This window comes from Methylobacterium sp. GXF4 (assembly GCF_000272495.1).
Classification (GTDB): Bacteria; Pseudomonadota; Alphaproteobacteria; order Rhizobiales; family Beijerinckiaceae; genus Methylobacterium; species Methylobacterium brachiatum.
Map to the genome: position 1 here is coordinate 1 of NZ_AKFK01000046.1, position 15,903 is coordinate 15,903.

Sequence of the window (15,903 nt, forward strand, 5' to 3'; positions counted from 1 at the left end):
TCCAAAATACCGGTCAGGTCAAGACCTTTTGCCAGTAGGCGACGGTCAGCTGCTTCGTGGGGGCGCCGAGCGCGGCATCGATCGCGTCGCCGGCGTCCAGCGCCGCCTCCACGATCATGTCGGCGTTGGCATCGGTGTAGAGGCGGGCGACATTGTTCCTGGCATTGACCGGGTCGAAGATCCGGACGACGTCGACGCACGCGCCGACGGATGAGGCGGGGTAGTAGTCGCCGAAGACGATCTGCTGCCGGAGATCGCTTCGGGCGATGTACGTAAAGACGTGCTGCAGCGCCTCGGGATAGTCGGAGAGATCGAGGCCGTCGTCACAGAGCTTGGCCAGGACCATCTCGATCATAAAGGACTTGAAGCGGAACCCGTCGCGCTCCTGCTTCATCCGCCGCGACCAGAACTTCACAAGACGCACGACCTGCGCGAAGTGTTTCTCCTGGCGGCGCTTGCGCGTCTTCGCGAATTCGAGATGCCTCGGGATGCTGGTCCTCAAGAACGATCCGTCGTCCTGGCCCACCAAGTTCCCGTACCAGTCAGGATCGCCGTCGTAGAGGATCGGCACGACGTCGACGTCCAGGCCGCTTCCCCGGAACGAGACGGTGACGGAGTAGGTCTGCGGCGTCACCTGCTCAGGACTGAAGTTGGGGAAGGCCTTGCGCAGGCGGGCCGCGAGGAACTCCAGCAGGGCCTGCACGTCGTGCGGCGCGTCGGCGCCGCTGATGTAGCAAGCGACGTCGATGTCGTTCAGCGACCGGAGGGCCGTGCCCTTCGCCAGGCTGCCGGACAGCATCATCTTCCTCAGCGTGAAGTCCGGATGCTCCGAGAGGTAACCTTCCAGGCGTTCGCGTAACCGGCGCGCTTGGGCCCGGTACTCGTTCGCCTTTTCCCTTGGCAGGTTCACCCTGTCCTCGGCGAAGGCTGCGATCTCGCCGTGGCCTACGTGCTGTCGCGTCATCGCCCTCACCTTTCAAGGAAACGCCCAAGACCTAAGCTTGACCATAAGTTCATGGTTTGTTCGGCGTTGGGATTGGGCGGCCCGACGGGGCCGCCCTTCATTACGTGTCATTCCCCCCGCCGCGACAGGACATGCTTCTGGTCAAACTTCAGCACGACGTAAGTGTATGATTTCACAGACATGATCGGAACGTCGGGTCCGGGATCAGAGGACCGTCGCCGTGCCCGAACCGATCCCCAACGCACACCACCTACCGCGTTAACGGCCGCAGGTAATGCGTCTTAATCGGCGGTCCCCGAAAAGGGGCCGCAACCAAACATCCCTATGGCGTGCTACCAAACATCCCCTTCGCACAACCAAACTCACCTGTTCGCCACAAGAGGAGCCAACCTCAGATCATCTTTAGCAAATTATGCCTCTCAATGACGACTAGCCTAGAAGCAAATCCGACCATCTTTTGCCTCACGCCACAACTGAGTTTGCGGCGCGACGATTACGAGCACCCCGTCGTGGATCCGCAGGTGTCGCATTTCAGGCAGGTGCCGTTGCGGACCAGCGTGAAGTTCGCGCATTCCGGGCAGGCCTCGCCGACATAGCCCTTCATCTTCGCCTCGGCGCGGCGGTCGGCGACAGTGCGCTCCGCCTTGGCGAAGGGGAGGGTGTCGGCGATGGTCTCCGCCTGAGCGGCGACCGCGGGTTCCGCCTTCAGCGCTGAGGTGCCGTGGATCGCGTGGACCGTCCCGCCGGCCGGGGCCGTCTGTCCGGTGCTCGGGGCTCCGACGCCGACCGCGCCGCCCGCCGGGCCGCCCTGGATCAGGGTGAGCCGGTCGGCCGAGCCGCGCAGCAGGCCGCGCGACACGATCGAGGAGGCCGGGGCGGGCTTGGGGCCCTCGCGGGTCGTGTCGGCCGTCTCGCCGCCGCCGATCACCGTGCCGCCAATCTCGGCGGGGCTGACATGGGCCAGGTCGGCGCGGCCGAGATACGACACCGCCAGTTCGCGGAACACGTAGTCGAGGAGCGAGGTCGCGTTCTTGATCGCGTCGTTGCCCTGCACGAAGCCGGCCGGCTCGAACCGGGTGAAGGTGAAGGCCTCGACATATTCCTCGAGCGGCACGCCGTACTGGAGGCCGAGCGAGATCGCGATGGCGAAGTTGTTCATCAGGCTCCGGAAGGTCGCGCCCTCCTTGTGCATGTCGATGAAGATCTCGCCGAGGCGGCCGTCGTCGTACTCGCCGGTGCGCAGGTAGACTTTGTGGCCGCCCACCACCGCCTTCTGGGTGTAGCCCTTGCGGCGGGCCGGCAGCTTCTCGCGGGAGCGGATATGCTCGACCCGCTCGATCACCCGCTCGACGATCTTCTCGGCCACCTGGGCGGCGCGGGCGGCGGCCGGCGCCTGCAGCACCGCCTCCAGGGCGTCCTCGGCCTCGTCGTCCTCATCGGCGATCAGGGCGGCGTTGAGCGGCTGCGACAGCTTCGAGCCGTCGCGGTAGAGGGCGTTGGCTTTCAGCGCCAGGGTCCAGGACAGGCGGTAGGCCGCCTTGCAATCCTCGACCGTGGCGTCGTTGGGCATGTTGATCGTCTTGGAGATCGCGCCTGAGATGAACGGCTGGGCCGCCGCCATCATGCGGATGTGGCTCTCCACCGAGAGGTAGCGCTTGCCGATCCGGCCGCACGGATTGGCGCAGTCGAAGACCGGGTAATGCTCGGGCTTGAGGCCCGGCGCGCCCTCCAGCGTCATCGCCCCGCAGATATGAGTATTGGCGACCTCGATGTCCTTCTTCGAGAAGCCGAGGAACGGCAGCAGCTCGAAGGTCGGGTCCGACAGCTTCTCCACCGGGACCTTGAGGGTCTGGGTCAGGAAGTCGTCGCCGAGCGTCCAGCGGTTGAAGACGAACTTGATGTCGAAGGCCGACTTCAGGCCCTTCTCCACCGCGGCGATCTTGTCGTCGGAAAACCCCTTGGCGCGCAGGGTGGTCGGATTGATCGCAGGCGCCTGGCCCATCGAGCCGTGGCCGACCGCGTAGGCCTCAATCTCGGCGATCTCGGATTCGCGGTAGCCCAGAGCCCGCAGCGCGTCCGGCGCGGCCTGGTTGATGATCTTGAAGTAGCCGCCGCCGGCGAGCTTCTTGAACTTCACCAGGGCGAAGTCGGGCTCGATGCCGGTCGTGTCGCAATCCATCACCAGGCCGATCGTGCCGGTGGGCGCGATGACGGTCGTCTGGGCGTTGCGGTAGCCGTGGGTCTCGCCGAGCTGGAGCGCCCGGTCCCAGGCCGCGCGGGCATGGGCGCCGAGATTGTCCTGCGGGATGTTGGCGTGGTCCAGCGGCACCGGGGCGATGCTCAGGAACTCGTAGCCTTCGGCCTCGCCATGGGCGGCGCGGCGGTGATTGCGGATCACCTTCAGCATCGCGTCGGCATTGTCGTCATAGGCCGGGAACGGCCCGAGCTCGGCCGCCATCTCGGCCGAGGTGGCATAGGCCACGCCGGTCATGATCGCGGTGAGGGCGCCGGCGAGGGCGCGGCCCTCATGCGAGTCATAGGGGAGGCCCATGGTCATCAGCAGGCCGCCGATATTGGCGTAGCCGAGGCCCAGCGTCCGGTAGCGGTAGGACAGCTCCGCGATCTCCTTCGACGGGAACTGCGCCATCATCACGGAGATCTCGAGCACCACCGTCCAGAGGCGGTTGAGGTGCTCGAACGCCTCGACGTCGAAGCGCTTGGTCTGCCGGTCGTACATCGTCAGCAGGTTGGCCGAGGCCAGGTTGCAGGCGGTGTCGTCCAGGAACATGTACTCGGAGCACGGGTTCGAGGCCCGGATCCGGCCGCCCGACGGGCAGGTGTGCCAGTCGTTCATCGTGGTGTTGAAGTGCAGGCCCGGATCGGCCGAGGCCCAGGCGGCCTCGCCGATCTTCTCCCACAGGTCCCGCGCCTTCAGGGTCTTGGCGGTCTTGCCGGTGGTGCGCTGGGTGAGGTGCCAGTCGGCGTCGGCGTCCACCGCACGCAGGAAGTCGTCGGTGAGCGAGACCGAGTTGTTCGAGTTCTGGCCGGCGACCGTGAGGTAGGCCTCGGAATCCCAGTCGGTGTCGTAGACGGGGAAGTCGATCTTGGTGAAGCCCTGGCGGGCGAACTGGACGACGCGCTTGATGTAGGCGTCCGGCACGGAGGCCTTGCGGGCGGCCTTGATCTCGCGCTTCAGCGCCGGGTTGCGCTCGGGATCGAAGCAGGCGTCGCCCTCGGCCTCGCACTGGGTGCAGGCCTTCATGACCAGGCCGAGATGCTTGGAGACGACCTTGGAGCCGGTCACCAGGGCGGCGACCTTCTGCTCCTCCTTGACCTTCCAGTCGATGAACGCCTCGATATCCGGGTGGTCGATATCGACGATCACCATCTTGGCCGCGCGGCGGGTGGTGCCGCCGGACTTGATCGCGCCGGCCGCCCGGTCGCCGATCTTCAGGAAGCTCATCAGGCCGGACGACTTGCCGCCGCCGCCAAGCTTCTCGTTCTCGCCGCGCAGCGCCGAGAAATTGGAACCGGTGCCGGAGCCGTACTTGAACAGGCGCGCCTCGCGGACCCACAGGTCCATGATGCCGCCCTCGTTGACGAGGTCGTCCTGGACGCCCTGGATGAAGCAGGCGTGGGGCTGCGGATGCTCATAGCTCGAGGCCGAGCGGGTCAGCTCACCGGTGCGGTAATCGCAGTAGAAATGGCCCTGGCTCGGGCCGTCGATCCCGTAGGCCCAGTGCAGGCCGGTGTTGAACCATTGCGGCGAGTTCGGCGCCACCATCTGCTTGGCAAGCATGTAGCGCAGCTCGTCGAAGAAGGCCGAGGCGTCCTCCTCGGAGGAGAAGTAGCGGCCCTTCCAGCCCCAGTAGGTCCAGCAGCCGGCGAGGCGGTCGAACACCTGCGTGGCCGAGGATTCCGAGCCGATCCGCTCCTCCTCGGGGAGTTCGGCCAGGGCGGCCTCGTCGGCGACCGAGCGCCAGAGGAAGGACGGGACGTCGTTCTCCTCGACCTTCTTCAGGCGGGCAGGCACGCCGGCCTTGCGGAAATACTTCTGGGCCAGCACGTCGCTGGCGACCTGGCTCCAGCTCTCGGGTACGTCGATGCCGTCGAGGCGGAACACCACCGAGCCGTCGGGATTGCGGATCTCGCTCAGGGCCTTGCGGAACGGAATGCCGGTGTAAGGCGACTGTCCGGCCGTGGTGTAGCGACGCTCGAACCGCATGAAACACACCTCTCCCGTCGGGACACGAGTGTCCCGGCCCCGCTGAACGCGGAGTCGATGCCCAATAAGGGGGTCGCGTTCACCCGCGCCCGGAAGCCGGGCGCGTGGCGAATCTGCGAAGATGATTCAGGGACGGTCGAACCTGCCGAAACGCACCACAGGGGCGGCGCGACCGATGCAGGGACATTACCGCCGCCATCGCTCTCACGTCAACAAGTGGTGTGCGGCCAGCCGGTTCCCCGCTAGATGTTGTGCTGGCAACCAAAAGTCTGTGGATATCCCGGCCACCCCGGATAAGTGCCCTTCCGGCATTCGGGATTCGGATCGGAAAAATTTTCAATCCACACCCTTAAGTAGAGGCACCTCCGGGCGGCCCGCGAATACGCCGCAGTTGGCCGAAGCGCGCGTTGCCGCGCAGCGACAGTTGGGCCGAAGCGCTGGACTCGCGGGCGCGCGCTCACCATAACGGCGCCACGAAGCGCCCGTGCGGCGCGGCTTGATACCGGGACCGGCGATGGCGCTGAAGGACACTTTGCTGCGCGTCTTCACGTGGTGGAACGGCCAGACCGTCTCGCTGGCGCTCCAGACCGCGCGCTCCGGCATCTACGTCGGCGAGGACGAGCTCGGGAACAAGTATTACAAGGCGGAAGGCGCGCTGATCGACCGCTCGGTCGGCTCGGAGCGCCGCTGGGTCATCTATAACGGCTACGCCGACGCCTCGAAGGTGCCGCCCGGCTGGCGCGCCTGGCTGTGCCACAACGTCGACCTCGCCCCGAGCGAGGAGGATTACACGCCGCGCCCCTGGCAGAAGCCGCATGTCGAGAACCAGACCGGGACGCCGAACGCGTACCGGCCGCAGGGTTCGCAGCTCTCCTGGGGCTCCCGCCCGGCCGCGACCGGCGATTACGTGTCCTGGACGCCGGGCGAGTAAGCCTCCTCGGCCGGCGGTGCCCGGACGCCCTTTTGCCGCCACCGTTCCGGTGTTCTGGTAGGCGATCCAATCCGACCGCCGCGCCCGTGACGGCGCGACCGGCCTCCCTCTAGCGTCGCGTTCCGGATCCGGGACGCGGTTCTGGGGTCCTTGTTTCGCATCGTCGTCCGAAGGCCGGCCGCCGCCGTTCGGGACGATGCTTTAGGGGTCCGAGCCTTGAGCCGCACCAAAGCCCTCGCACGCCCCGTCCTGACGGCCGCCGCCCTGGCGCTTGGCCTCTGTGCCGGCCCGGCCGCTGCCGACAAGATCAAGAACCCGACCGCGGTCTTCTCCGGCCTCGACAAGATCACCGGCCGCATCGTGTCCTTCGAGGTCGCGGTGGACGAGACCGTGCAGTTCGGCTCGCTGCAGATGACCCCGCGGGTCTGCTACACCCGGCCGCCGACCGAGAGCGCCAAGACCACGGCGTTCCTCGAGGTCGACGAGGTCACCCTCGACAATAAGTATCGCCGCATCTTCACCGGCTGGATGTTCGCGTCGAGCCCGGGCCTGCACGCGATCGAGCATCCGATCTACGATGTCTGGCTGGTCGACTGCAAAGGCGGCAGTGACGTGATCGCCGAGGCGAAGGAGCAGGAGGACGTGCCGGCGGTGGCCGCCAAGCCGGAGCGGACGAAGCGCGCCGGCCGGGATTCGACCAAGACCGCCCAGCAGCTCAATGCCGCCGGCCAGGTCGATGTCGAGGCGCCGCGCGGCGTGCCGGTGCAGCCGCGCCAAAAGCCCTCGCGCAAATTCTTCCCGTCGAACGAAGGCCCGGCTCCGGCCCCGCCGGCTCCGCCGCAGCCGCAGAACCTGTTCGACGCGATCTTCCGCTAGGTATCGACGGCGCCGAGAGCCGCCAGCACCTGCGCGCCCGGCACGGAGCCGTTGCAGGGCCAGACGTTCCAATCCGCGCCCTGATCGAGGGCCGCCGCCAGCCGCCGCTTGTAGATGTGCCGCGGCAGTTCCTCGGCGCCGAACTGCGTGAGATGGTCGGTGACGAACTGCGTGTCGGCGAGCCGGTAGCCGCCCGCGCGCAGGCGGCCCATCAGGTGGACGAGGGCGACCTTCGAGGCGTCGCGCACCTCGTGGAACATGCTCTCGCCGAAGAAGGCCGCGCCCAGCGAGACGCCGTAAAGGCCGCCGACCAGGCGCCGCTCCGTCCCCGCATAGACCTCCACCGTATGGACGTGGCCGAGGTCGAACAGCGCGCCGTAGAGCTCGCGGATGCGGCCGTTGATCCAGGTCTTCTCGCTGTCCCGGCGCGGGGCGGCGCAGCCGGTGATCACCCCGTGGAAATCGGTGTCGCAGCGGACCTCGAACTGGTCGGAGCGCACCGTCCGGGCGAGGCGCCGGGACACCCGGAACCCGTCGAGGGGGAGGACGCCGCGCGCCCGCGGCTCGACCCAGTACAGGGTCGGGTCGCTCGCATCCTCGGCCATCGGGAAGATGCCCGCCGCGTAGGCCTTGAGCAGGATCTCGGGGGTGATGTCCACGCGGGTCGGATCGTGCATGAGGCGAGTGTCGCGCGGGGCCGGTCCAAATGCCAGAGCCGGCACCGGCTGCGATCGCCGCAAGCCCAATTTCGAAGTTGGATTGAAGACACGATCGCGGTCGGAATGCGGATGTCCCGAACACACCCCGCATCCTGAGGTGCGCGCGCAGCGAGCCTCGAAGAAGGCCTCCGCTTCGCTTCGTCGCCGCAGGATGAGGGCCAGGGTCGGAAGGGCCGGTCGCGAACGGGTTCCCGTCTATCGCTGGCCTCAGACCTTCATCCCGCCATCGTCCAAAAAGTGCTCGAGCCAGTGGATGTCGTAGAGGCCGTTCTGGACGTCCGGGTTGCGGACGAGGGTCCGGAACAGCGGCAGGGTGGTGTCGATGCCGTCGATCACGAACTCGTCCAGCGCCCGGCGCAGGCGCATCAGGCACTCGTTGCGGGTGCGCCCGTGGACGATCAGCTTGCCGATCAGCGAGTCGTAATGCGGCGGGATGCGGTAGCCCTGGAAGGCCGCCGAATCGACCCGGACGCCGAGGCCGCCGGGCGTGTGGTAATGGGTGATCTGGCCGGGGGAGGGCCGGAAGGTCTCCGGGTGCTCGGCGTTGATCCGGCACTCAATGGCGTGACCCTCGACCTTGATGTCGGATTGCGAGACCGAGAGCGGGCCGCCCGAGGCGACTTGGATCTGCTCGATCACCAGATCGATCCCGGTGATCATCTCGGTCACCGGATGCTCGACCTGGATGCGGGTGTTCATCTCGATGAAGTAGAACCGCCCGTCCTCGTACAGGAACTCGACGGTGCCGGCGCCGAGATAGCCCAGCTCCTTCATGGCATTGGCGCAGATGCCGCCGATCTCGGCGCGCATCGACTCGTTGAGCGCCGGCGAGCCGCCTTCCTCCCAGACCTTCTGGTGGCGGCGCTGCAGGGAGCAGTCGCGCTCGGCCAGATGGACCGCGCCGCCGCGGCCGTCGCCGAGCACCTGCACCTCGATGTGCCGGGGCTTCTCGAGGTATTTCTCCAGATAGACCGCGTCGTCGCCGAAGGCGGCCTTGGCCTCGGAGCGGGCCATGCCGATCGCCTGCTCCAGCTCGGCCTCGCTGCGGGCGACCTTCATGCCGCGACCGCCGCCGCCCGCCGCCGCCTTGACCAGGACGGGGTAGCCGATCTCGGCGGCCACGCGCTTGGCCTCGTCGGCATCCTCGACGCCGCCCTCCGAGCCGGGCACGCAGGGGATGCCGAGCTTCACCGCGGTGCGCTTGGCCTCGATCTTGTCGCCCATGGTGCGGATATGCTGCGCTTTGGGGCCGATGAAGCCGATCTGGTGATGCGCCAGAACCTCGGCGAACCGGGCGTTCTCCGACAGGAAGCCGTAGCCCGGATGCACCGCATCCGCCCCGGTGATCTCGCAGGCCGCGATGATCGACGGGATGTTGAGGTAGCTGTCCCGGGCCGAGGGCGGCCCGATGCAGACGCTCTCGTCGGCGAGCCGGACATGCATGGCGTCCGCGTCGGCGGTGGAATGGACCGCCACGGTGGCGATCCCGAGTTCCTTCGCCGCCCGCAGGATGCGCAGGGCGATCTCGCCGCGGTTCGCGATCAGGATCTTGTCGAACATCGAACCCTTAGAGCGTCCAGGCGATCCGACGGGACCGCGCAGGATGATCTATCCTCTTGTTGCGCGGCGTTTTCCAGGCCCGAAGCGGCAGCCGGTCCGGCGGAAGACGCCCAAAACACCCTGCGCCGGGGCGATCACCGCCTCGGCGCGGGACGCGGACCGAAGCGCGCGGCGGATGCACCGCCCGGCACGTCGCGAAAAGCTCTGTCGCCGCATCCTCGTCGCCCGCGAGCCGGCCGCCGGGACGATGCGTCAGGAGATGACCAGCAGCGCCTCGCCGTACTCGACCGGCTGGCCGTCCTCGACGAAGATCGCCGTGACCGTGCCGGCGCGGGGCGCCACGATCTCGTTGAAGGTCTTCATCGCCTCGATGAGCAGCAGCTTGTCGCCGACCTCGACCTTCGAGCCGACCTCGATGAACGCCTTGGCCTCGGGGGAGGGGCGCAGATAGGCGGTCCCGACCATCGGCGACGGCACGGAGCCGGGATGCGCGCGGGCCGGCTCGGCCGGCGCCAGGGCGCCGGTGGGCGGCGCCACCGGGGGCGGCGCCAGGGCGGCGGCCGGGGCGGGGCCGGCGACCTGGACGTTCACGGGTTCGAGCCGCCGCACCACGCGGATGCGCAGGTCGCCCTTCTCGACCTCGATCTCGGACAAGCCGGTCTCGGTGACGAGGTTGGCGAGTTCGCGCACGAGCTCGGGGTCGATGGGATCGTTCTTGGGCATCCGGCCTTCTTCGTATCGCGCCGCGGCGGTCGGTTCATCCGGCATGCGCGCTGGCACTCGATCACAGCCTCATGGCTGGCGGCTCTTAGCGCATCGTTCCGGGGATCGGAACCGGCTCGATGCGCTAGAACTTTGGATTTGCATCGTCTTTTTCCGAAAGGCGGCACCCGCCTCTCGGGACGACGCTCTAGACGAAGGCGGCCCGGCGCGACAAGGCCGCGCCCTCCGCCATCCGCCGGTGCTTAGTCCGGCCCGGCGCCTCAGCAGGAGGCGTGGCCGCATTGGCGCACATCCGCGATGGTCTTGCGGATCGGGTCGACGCCGACGGCGCCGGGAATCACCTCGTCGCCGATGATGAAGGCCGGCGTGCCCGAGAGGCCGAGCCGGTCGCCGAGCCCGCGATTCTCGCTGAGCGCGGCCTTCACCTCGGGGGAGGCCATGTCCTTCTGCAGCTTGGTCGTGTCGGCGCCGAGATCCTTGGCGACCTGGATCGCCCGGGCGCCGTTCACCCGGCCCTTGGTCTCGAGCAGCTTCTGGTGGAATTCGAACAGCTTGTCGCCCTTGAGCTGCTGGCGCACCGCGATGGCGACCTGGCTGGCCTCGAGCGATTCCGGGCCGAGCACCGGGAAATCCTTGATCACCACCCGCAGCTTGGGGTCGGTCTTGATCAAGGTCTGCACGTCGACCAGCGCCTTGCGGCAATAGCCGCAATTGTAGTCGAAGAACTCGACCAGCGTGACGTCGCCCGTGGGGTTGCCGGCGACCACGTCGTGCGGGCCGTTGATCAGGGCCTCACGGGCCTCCTTGAGGGCCGCCGTCTGGGCGAGGCGCTGCGTCTCCGCCTGCTGCTTCTCGGCCTCGGCCAGCGCCTCCTGCAGCACCTCCGGGTGCTTGATCAGGTAGTCCTTGACGATCGCCTCGATGCCGGCGCGCTGCGCGTCCGTGAACGGGGCCGCAGCAGCCGGAGCGGCGGATTGTGTGGCGTCCTGCGCCGAAGCCGGGACGGCGGCGAGACCGAGCGCCAGGGCCAGCGCGGGCAGGGAGCGGTTGAAGAGCATGGATCCTCGCTTGCGCGGCAAGCCGGCCCGCGCGTGGCGCGAGCGGTAGACGGTGGGTTAGGCGTTTTCGCGGCGCCGGGTCAAATCACGAGACCGGCCCCTAGATCCCGCCCGCCGCGCGCAATCCGGTCCGCCATGCTCAAGCTGTTCCGCGCCTTCTGGCTGCGCCCGCACCTGCTCTGCGCGATCCTGGTGGCGATCGCCGCCGCCCTGCTGGTGCCGGGCCTCGATCCCGGGATGCGGCTGCTGACCGGCTGGTGCGCCGGCGTGATCGTCCATGCCGGGCTGGTCGTGCGCCGGGCGACCGGGCAGAGCCGGGACGCCATGCGCCGCGAGGCCGCACGGCTCGACGACAGCGCCGGGGTGATCACGGTCTTCGCCCTGCTGGCGGCGGCGGCAAGCCTCGGCTCGGTGGCGGTGCTGGTGGTCGGCGGCCGCATCGCCGGCCCCGGCGAGCGCTACGCCCTGGCGCTTGCCGGCGCGAGCCTGCTCTGCACCTGGGTGTTCGTGCAGATGATCTTCACCGTGCACTACGCCCACGTCTATTACGGCACCGAGGACGAGGCCGGCGCCGAGCGCGGTGGGTTGGACTTCCACGGCGAGACCGAGCCGGATTTCTGGGACTTCCTGTATTTCACCGTGACCATCGGGGCGGCGGCGGCCACCTCCGACACCAATCTCACCAGCAAGCGCATGCGCCGGATCGCCACCGCGCAGACGATCGGCGCCTACCTGTTCAACACCGGGATCCTGGCGCTGGTGGTCAACATGGCCGCGGGCCTCGCGCCGCACTGACGCCGGTTGAGGCCGGGGCCGCCAGGGGCTAACCCCGGCGCTCCGCTGACCCGCCCTCGCGCCCCGTCAGGACAACATGATTCCGATCTCCCGGCGGGCCGCCGCCGTCCAGCCGTTCCTCGCCATGGACGTCATGGCCGCGGCCGCCGCCAAGGCCCGGCGCGGCGACGACGTGGTGCGCATGGAGGTCGGCCAGCCCTCGGCCCCGGCCCCGCGGGCGGTGATCGCTGCGACGCAGGCGGCGCTCGCCACCGGCCGGGTGCCCTATACCGAGGCGCTGGGCCTGCCGGCCCTGCGCGAGCGCATCGCCCGGGATTATGCCGAGCGCCACGGCGTCGCGGTGAGCCCGGAGCGGGTGATCATCACCACCGGTTCCTCGGCGGGCTTCGTGCTCGCCTTCATGAGCCTGTTCGATGCCGGCGCCCGGGTGGCGGTGCCGCAGCCGGGCTATCCGGCCTATCGCAGCATCCTGGCGTCCCTCGACCTCGTGCCGGCCCCGATGGTGCTGCGCGACGAGGACCGCTTCGCCCCCACCGCCGCCCTGCTGCGCGAGACTCATGCCCGCGCCCCGATGGCCGGCGCCCTGGTGATGAGCCCGGCGAACCCTTCCGGCACGGTGATCACGGAAGCCGCGTTGCGCGACCTCTGCGCGGCCACCCGGGAGCTGGGCCTGCCGCTGATCTCGGACGAGATCTATCACAGCCTCAGCTACGGCCTGCCGACCGTCACCGCCCTGCGGTTCGATCCCGACGCCGTGGTGATCAACTCGTTCTCGAAATACCACTGCATGACCGGCTGGCGCGTCGGCTGGATGGTGGTGCCGGAGGTCCTGGTCCGCCCGATCGAGCGGCTGGCGCAGAACCTGTACATCTCGGCGCCCTACCTCTCGCAGGTCGGCGCGCTGGCGGCGCTCGACGCCACGGACGAACTCGACGCGGTGCGCGATGGCTATGCCCGCAACCGGGCGATCCTGCTCGACGCGCTGCCCGGCCTCGGGCTCGGGCGCGTGCACCCGGCCGACGGCGCCTTCTACCTCTACGCGGACGTGGCGAACCTCACCAACGACGCCACCGGCTTCTGCCGGCGCATGCTCGACGAGGCCAACGTCGCCGCGACCCCGGGGCTCGATTTCGACCCGGATCTCGGCCACCACCATGTCCGGTTCTCGTTCGCCGGCTCCGAGGCCGAGTGCCACGAGGCGGTGGCGCGGCTGCGGAACTGGCTACGCTGAATCTTCAAGCGGCTTCCACCGGCACCAGGGCGCGGACCGCCTCGGGCAGCTCCGAAAAATGCTCGATCACCCGGTCGGGCCCGAGCTCGGTCACCGGCTTGTCGGTATAGCCGAAGGTCACCGCCACCACCGGGATGCCGGCGGCCTTGGCGGTGTCGATGTCCGTGCGCGAATCGCCGACCATCACGGCCCGGGCCGGGTCGCCTCCGGCGCGCTCGATCGTGCCGGTGAGGTGGCTCGGGTCGGGCTTGTAGGCCGGGAAGGTGTCGCGCCCGCAGATCGCCGCGAAGCGGTGGCCGATCCCGAGCAGGCGCAGCAGTTCCACCGACTGGCCCTCGAACTTGTTGGTGCAGACCGCCAGCCGGAAGCCCGCCGCCTCCAGCGCATCCAGCGCCTCCACCACCCCGGGATAGAGGTGCGACGTGTCGGCGAGGTGCTTGCCGTAATGGGCGATGAAGGCCTCGAACAGCCGCTCGTGATCCTCCGGCGAGAGCGCGCGGCCCTCCGCCTCGAAGCCGCGGCGGATCAGCGCCTTGGCGCCCGCGCCGATCAGGCCGCGGGCCTGGGACAGGGGCAGCTCGGCCAGGCCCTCGCGCTTCATCAGCACGTTGAGGGTACCGATCAGGTCGCCCGCGGTCTCGGCCAGGGTTCCGTCCAGGTCGAACACGGCGATCGGCGGACGGGCGGTCGAGTCGGGCGGCATCTGGTCGGGCTCCTGCTGGGATACGGCCTCGCTAAAGCCGGCCGGACCCGGCGGCAAGGCGGCGCGGCGCCCCACACTCGCCCGAAAGCCCAGCGAAAGGCTGGGCGCGTCAGCTCCCGGATCCCGCGATGAAACCGTCCCTGCCCCTTCTTGCCCTATGCCTCGCGCTGGCGAGCGCGCCGGCCGCCGCGACCTCGTTCGAGTTCGTGCCCGCGCCGCAGACCGATCTCAACCGGATGTACCGGGTCGACAAGGTCACCGGCGAGGTGACCTCGTGCCAGTACGGGCTGCAGGAATCGGCCGGCGGCATCGGACAGACCGTGTGCTTCGGCCCCGGGGAGGGCGCCGGCCCGCAGGCACCGTCGGAATACGGGCTGGTCGCGAGCCGCCACACCCGCGAGGCCGGCGTGTTCCGGGTCAATTACCGCACCGGCGAGATGAGCATCTGCTTCGTGCTCGTGAAGAAGGAGCAGGTGGTCTGCACCCAGCAGGCCAAGCCCGGCGCCGAGGCGAGTTCCGACGCGCCGCTCACCGGGCCGGCCCCCGGCCGGGCCGGGGCCAGCGCCACGCCGGCACAGGGCGGACGCTTTTGAAGCCACCCGTCCTGCGGAGGCGTTCCGGTCCGCCCTGCGGCGTGCTAGGGGCCGCGCGACCGCCTCAGGAAGCCCGGCTGCCCCGCATGCGCGACATCTCGATCCACCCCGCCGACCGGGCAGCCCGGCCGTGAGCGGGCCGGACCTGCGCCGGGCGGCGGCGTCGCGCGCCCTCGACCTGGTCGAGCCCGGCATGCGGCTCGGCCTCGGCACCGGCTCGACCGCGGCTGCGTTCGTGGCCCTGCTCGGCGAGCGGGTCCGCGACGGGCTCGACATCGTCGGCGTGCCGACCTCGGAAGCGACGCGGCTCCAGGCCGAGGGCCTCGGCATCCGCCTCGCCACGCTCGACGAGCAGCCCGAGCTCGACCTGACCATCGACGGCGCCGACGAGGTCGACGACCAGCTGCGCCTGATCAAGGGCGGCGGCGCCGCGCTGCTGCGGGAGAAGATCGTCGCCTGCGCCAGCCGCCGCATGGTGGTGATCGCCGACGCGGCCAAGCACGTCGCCCGGCTCGGCGCCTTCCCGCTGCCGATCGAGGTGAACCTGTTCGGCCTGACCGCGACCCAGCGCGCCGTCGAGGCGGCCGTCGCCCGGGTCGGCTGCTCCGGCCCGGTTCGGCTGCGCCGCGACCCGGCCGGCAAGCCGCTGCTGACCGATGGCGGCCATCACATCCTCGACGCCCATCTCGGCGCCATCCCCGATCCGGACGCGCTCGGGGCCGCCCTCTGGGCGGTGCCGGGCGTGGTCGAGCACGGCCTGTTCCTCGGCATCGCCGACGCCGCGATCCTCGCGGCGAATCGGGACGGGCAGGCCGAGGTCACCGTTCTCGGCAGCTTGGTCTGAAGCGCCATACTCCTCGCAGGAACGTTCAGCATGTCCCGTCGCCTCACCGCCGCGCTCGGCCTGGCCCTCGCCGCGGTCACGATCCTCCCGCACCCGGCCTCGGCCCAGGCGAACAAGACGGCCCCCGCCAAGCCGGCGGCGCAGCCGAACACGCCGGCCGCCGCGACGCCGACCTACACGCCGAGCCATCTGGCTCTCGCGCGCGAGGTGATGCTCAGCTCCGGCATCGCCCGCTCGTTCGATTCGGTCCTGCCGGCCTTCGCCGACCAGATCCGCAAGCAGACCGTGACGCGGCCCGAGCTGACCAAGGATCTCGACGAGGTCCTGGCCTCCCTTCAGCCGGAGATGGAGCTGCAGAAGCAGCGCATGATCGACATCGCCGCCCGCACCTACGCGGCGAAGTTCCCGGAGCCCGAGCTGAAGGAGATCGCGACCTTCTTCCGCTCGCCGGCCGGCAAGCGCTATGTCGAGGCCCAGCCGCAGCTCCTCGACGAGATGGTGCAGGAGATGCAGGACTGGACGCAGGAAGTGTCCGAATACGTCATGGTCCGGGTCCGGGCCGAGATGGGCAAGCGCGGCCACCAGATGCAGTGAGGATTGCGCCGGCGGATCGACCGCCGCGCCGACGACCTCGGCCCGCGCAAACCGCGACGCGCCCCCTCTCCCGTGCGGGAGAGGGTT

The 15,903-nt window shown here is 69.2% G+C and carries 14 protein-coding genes; 7 read left to right on the forward strand and 7 right to left on the reverse strand.

What is annotated here, in order from left to right; all coding sequences use genetic code 11:
- Positions 1-13: 13 nt before the first annotated feature.
- The gene (locus tag WYO_RS04770; RefSeq protein WP_007559727.1) at positions 14-964 is read right to left on the reverse strand and encodes a CBASS oligonucleotide cyclase; all 951 of its coding nucleotides are present in this window, start codon (positions 962-964) and stop codon (positions 14-16) included.
- A gap of 493 nt (positions 965-1,457) precedes the next feature.
- Positions 1,458-5,189, reverse strand: coding sequence for a vitamin B12-dependent ribonucleotide reductase (locus WYO_RS04775; RefSeq protein WP_007559728.1), 3,732 nt, complete (start codon positions 5,187-5,189; stop codon positions 1,458-1,460).
- A gap of 514 nt (positions 5,190-5,703) precedes the next feature.
- Between WYO_RS04775 and WYO_RS04780 the strand changes: the two genes are divergently transcribed.
- The gene (locus WYO_RS04780) at positions 5,704-6,120 is read left to right on the forward strand and encodes an NADH:ubiquinone oxidoreductase subunit NDUFA12 (RefSeq protein WP_007559729.1); all 417 of its coding nucleotides are present in this window, start codon (positions 5,704-5,706) and stop codon (positions 6,118-6,120) included.
- 249 nt (positions 6,121-6,369) lie between these two features.
- Positions 6,370-6,996 carry a DUF2155 domain-containing protein gene (locus WYO_RS04785; RefSeq protein WP_193375337.1) on the forward strand — a complete coding sequence of 209 codons (627 nt, stop codon included), beginning with the start codon at positions 6,370-6,372 and terminating at the stop codon, positions 6,994-6,996.
- On the opposite strand, the gene aat is transcribed toward WYO_RS04785, so the two are convergent.
- The 4 genes from aat to WYO_RS04805 all read right to left on the reverse strand — a co-directional run bounded on the left by aat (position 6,993) and on the right by WYO_RS04805 (position 11,056).
- A complete protein-coding gene (aat, locus tag WYO_RS04790; protein WP_007559731.1) occupies positions 6,993-7,673 on the reverse strand; it encodes a leucyl/phenylalanyl-tRNA--protein transferase in 681 nt (226 codons plus the stop codon). The two genes, WYO_RS04785 and aat, sit on opposite strands and share 4 nt — an antisense overlap.
- 249 nt (positions 7,674-7,922) lie before the next feature.
- Positions 7,923-9,275, reverse strand: a complete 1,353-nt coding sequence (accC, locus tag WYO_RS04795; protein ID WP_007559733.1) for an acetyl-CoA carboxylase biotin carboxylase subunit — start codon at positions 9,273-9,275, stop codon at positions 7,923-7,925.
- A gap of 252 nt (positions 9,276-9,527) precedes the next feature.
- A complete protein-coding gene (accB, locus tag WYO_RS04800) occupies positions 9,528-9,998 on the reverse strand; it encodes an acetyl-CoA carboxylase biotin carboxyl carrier protein (protein WP_007559745.1) in 471 nt (156 codons plus the stop codon).
- 260 nt (positions 9,999-10,258) lie between these two features.
- Positions 10,259-11,056 (reverse strand): DsbA family protein, encoded by a 798-nt coding sequence (locus WYO_RS04805; protein ID WP_007559748.1) that lies wholly within the window; start codon positions 11,054-11,056, stop codon positions 10,259-10,261.
- Positions 11,057-11,191: 135 nt separating this feature from the next.
- On the opposite strand from WYO_RS04805, the gene WYO_RS04810 reads away from it, so the two are divergent.
- Together WYO_RS04810 and WYO_RS04815 are read left to right on the forward strand one after the other, a co-directional pair.
- A complete protein-coding gene (locus WYO_RS04810; RefSeq protein WP_007559750.1) occupies positions 11,192-11,851 on the forward strand; it encodes a DUF1345 domain-containing protein in 660 nt (219 codons plus the stop codon).
- A gap of 76 nt (positions 11,852-11,927) precedes the next feature.
- Positions 11,928-13,082: an aminotransferase class I/II-fold pyridoxal phosphate-dependent enzyme gene (locus WYO_RS04815; protein WP_007559759.1), complete on the forward strand. Its 1,155-nt coding sequence runs from the start codon at positions 11,928-11,930 to the stop codon at positions 13,080-13,082.
- 4 nt (positions 13,083-13,086) lie between these two features.
- On the opposite strand, the gene gph is transcribed toward WYO_RS04815, so the two are convergent.
- Entirely contained in the window at positions 13,087-13,785 is a 699-nt protein-coding gene (gph, locus tag WYO_RS04820) for a phosphoglycolate phosphatase (RefSeq protein WP_007559768.1), read from the reverse strand.
- Between the two features lie 128 nt (positions 13,786-13,913).
- On the opposite strand from gph, the gene WYO_RS04825 reads away from it, so the two are divergent.
- The 3 genes from WYO_RS04825 to WYO_RS04835 all read left to right on the forward strand — a co-directional run bounded on the left by WYO_RS04825 (position 13,914) and on the right by WYO_RS04835 (position 15,816).
- Positions 13,914-14,378 (forward strand): hypothetical protein, encoded by a 465-nt coding sequence (locus tag WYO_RS04825; protein WP_007559769.1) that lies wholly within the window; start codon positions 13,914-13,916, stop codon positions 14,376-14,378.
- A 130-nt stretch (positions 14,379-14,508) separates the two neighbouring features.
- Entirely contained in the window at positions 14,509-15,222 is a 714-nt protein-coding gene (rpiA, locus tag WYO_RS04830) for a ribose-5-phosphate isomerase RpiA (protein WP_007559775.1), read from the forward strand.
- A gap of 30 nt (positions 15,223-15,252) precedes the next feature.
- Positions 15,253-15,816, forward strand: a complete 564-nt coding sequence (locus WYO_RS04835; protein ID WP_007559776.1) for a DUF2059 domain-containing protein — start codon at positions 15,253-15,255, stop codon at positions 15,814-15,816.
- The last annotated feature ends 87 nt before the right edge of the window (positions 15,817-15,903 follow it).

Bases quoted from the DNA above. Each gene is read 5' to 3' on its own strand.
- WYO_RS04825 (WP_007559769.1), top strand. From the start codon at position 13,914: ATGAAACCGTCCCTGCCCCTTCTTGCCCTATGCCTCGCGCTGGCGAGC.
- WYO_RS04835 (WP_007559776.1), top strand. From the start codon at position 15,253: ATGTCCCGTCGCCTCACCGCCGCGCTCGGCCTGGCCCTCGCCGCGGTC.
- WYO_RS04810 (WP_007559750.1), top strand. From the start codon at position 11,192: ATGCTCAAGCTGTTCCGCGCCTTCTGGCTGCGCCCGCACCTGCTCTGC.
- accC (WP_007559733.1), bottom strand. From the start codon at position 9,275: ATGTTCGACAAGATCCTGATCGCGAACCGCGGCGAGATCGCCCTGCGC.
- aat (WP_007559731.1), bottom strand. From the start codon at position 7,673: ATGCACGATCCGACCCGCGTGGACATCACCCCCGAGATCCTGCTCAAG.
- WYO_RS04775 (WP_007559728.1), bottom strand. From the start codon at position 5,189: ATGCGGTTCGAGCGTCGCTACACCACGGCCGGACAGTCGCCTTACACC.
- gph (WP_007559768.1), bottom strand. From the start codon at position 13,785: ATGCCGCCCGACTCGACCGCCCGTCCGCCGATCGCCGTGTTCGACCTG.
- WYO_RS04780 (WP_007559729.1), top strand. From the start codon at position 5,704: ATGGCGCTGAAGGACACTTTGCTGCGCGTCTTCACGTGGTGGAACGGC.
- accB (WP_007559745.1), bottom strand. From the start codon at position 9,998: ATGCCCAAGAACGATCCCATCGACCCCGAGCTCGTGCGCGAACTCGCC.
- WYO_RS04815 (WP_007559759.1), top strand. From the start codon at position 11,928: ATGATTCCGATCTCCCGGCGGGCCGCCGCCGTCCAGCCGTTCCTCGCC.
- WYO_RS04770 (WP_007559727.1), bottom strand. From the start codon at position 964: ATGACGCGACAGCACGTAGGCCACGGCGAGATCGCAGCCTTCGCCGAG.
- WYO_RS04805 (WP_007559748.1), bottom strand. From the start codon at position 11,056: ATGCTCTTCAACCGCTCCCTGCCCGCGCTGGCCCTGGCGCTCGGTCTC.